2 protein-coding genes and 1 pseudogene are annotated in these 1,527 nt (G+C 68.2%); 2 read left to right on the forward strand and 1 reads right to left on the reverse strand.

Annotated elements, in window-relative coordinates:
• Positions 1-79 precede the first annotated feature (79 nt).
• Positions 80-532 (reverse strand): CBS domain-containing protein, encoded by a 453-nt coding sequence (locus tag ABYX71_RS11935; protein ID WP_372696711.1) that lies wholly within the window; start codon positions 530-532, stop codon positions 80-82.
• 153 nt (positions 533-685) lie between these two features.
• Here ABYX71_RS11935 and ABYX71_RS11940 point away from each other — a divergent pair, with 153 nt between their 5' ends.
• A complete protein-coding gene (locus ABYX71_RS11940) occupies positions 686-1,267 on the forward strand; it encodes an isochorismatase family protein (protein ID WP_372696712.1) in 582 nt (193 codons plus the stop codon).
• 80 nt (positions 1,268-1,347) lie between these two features.
• A pseudogene (locus ABYX71_RS11945) lies at positions 1,348-1,527 on the forward strand (hypothetical protein); the annotation flags it as partial.

Consider the following 1,527-nt stretch of genomic DNA (forward strand, 5'->3'; position numbering starts at 1 on the left):
ACGCATGCAGGAGCTGGGCATCGTCTGAGGGGTGTCGGGGGGCAGGCTTCGAGCCTCCCCCCGACGATCCGCCGGCCGGTCAGCCGCTGCGGACGGTGCTTTCCCGTCGCTGTTCGCGGTTGATGATGCGTGCCAGGTTGGTGAGTTCCTCGGCTACCAGCTGGAGCAGGTCGTCGGCGCTGATGATGCCGACCAGTCCACCGCGCCTGCCGACCACCGGCAGGCGGCGCAGGCCACGGCTGCGCATGCGCTCGAGCGCGGTCCACACCTCGTCGGTCTCGTCGATGGTTTCCAGCGGTTCGCTCATGACGTCGCCGGCGCTGACGGCCTCCGGGGGCACGTCCTTGGCGATCAGCGCCAGCACGATGTCACGGTCCGTAATGATGCCGACCGGCACGCACACGGCGTCCTGGTCGCGGGTCACCACCACGCTGCCGACGTGGTGCTGACGCATCAGCTCGGCCACGGTGCGCAGGGAGTCGTTCGGCCCGACGATGACCACGCCACGGCTGCAGATCTCGGAAATGGGCATGGTGGTTTCTCCTGCTGGGGTGTCACTGCATCTTGGGTGCCGCCGCAGGCCGCAGCCATGATCGGCATCAAACGGAATGTGCGCCATGCGAGTTCATTCGCAGGCATGCTGTAACGGGGCGGGCGGTCTGCGGACCGCAGATGGAGAGGGCTCATGCAGTACGACACGCGAACGGCGCTGCTGGTCATCGACATGCAAAACGACTTTGCCGATCCCGCCGGCAGTCTGTACGTGCCGCAGGGCGAGGCCGTGGTGCCGGTGATCAACGTCCAGATCGGCGCGGCCCAGGCGGCGGGTGCGACGGTGGTCTACACCCGCGACTGGCATCCACCGCGCACCCCACACTTCAAGCCGGACGGAGGCGTCTGGCCGGTGCATTGCGTGCGCGATACCTGGGGCGCGGCCCTGCATCCGCGGTTGACCGTGGTCGGGCCGGTGGTGTCCAAGGGCCGTGGCGGCGAGGATGGGTATTCCGGGTTCTGCGTGCGTGATCCGGCCGACGGCACGCAGCACGACACGGAGCTGCACGGCCTGCTGTCCGCGCGTGGGGTGCGTACGCTGGTGCTCGCCGGACTGGCAACGGATTACTGCGTGCGCGCCACAGGCCTGGACGCGCTGCGGCTTGGCTATCGGGTGGTGTTGCTGCGCGCGGCGGTGCGGGCGGTGGACGTGAAGCCCGGGGACGGTGATCGGGCCCTGGCGGAGCTGGAGGCAGCCGGAGCGGCGCTGGAATGAGTTGAGGCGCCGGCACTGGCGTGTGGTGCCGCAAGGCGGAGAATGAAGCGGGTCATCGGCAGTCGACAGCGAGGCCCAGCATGACGGCATCCCGCGTACCGGCACTGTTCACCGACTTTTACGAGTTGACCATGCTCCAGGCCTACCGGGCCGAGGGCATGACCGGTCCCGCCGTGTTCGATGTGTTCGCCCGCACGTTGCCGAAGCGCAATTTTCTGCTGGCCTGCGGGCTGGAACAGGTGCTGGATTACCTGGAGTCG

Source organism: Immundisolibacter sp. (assembly GCF_041625615.1).
Lineage (GTDB): Bacteria > Pseudomonadota > Gammaproteobacteria > Immundisolibacterales > Immundisolibacteraceae > Immundisolibacter.

Excerpts from the sequence above, each read along its gene's own strand:
- ABYX71_RS11935 (WP_372696711.1), bottom strand. The coding sequence starts at position 532 with ATGCCCATTTCCGAGATCTGCAGCCGTGGCGTGGTCATCGTCGGGCCG.
- ABYX71_RS11940 (WP_372696712.1), top strand. The coding sequence starts at position 686 with ATGCAGTACGACACGCGAACGGCGCTGCTGGTCATCGACATGCAAAAC.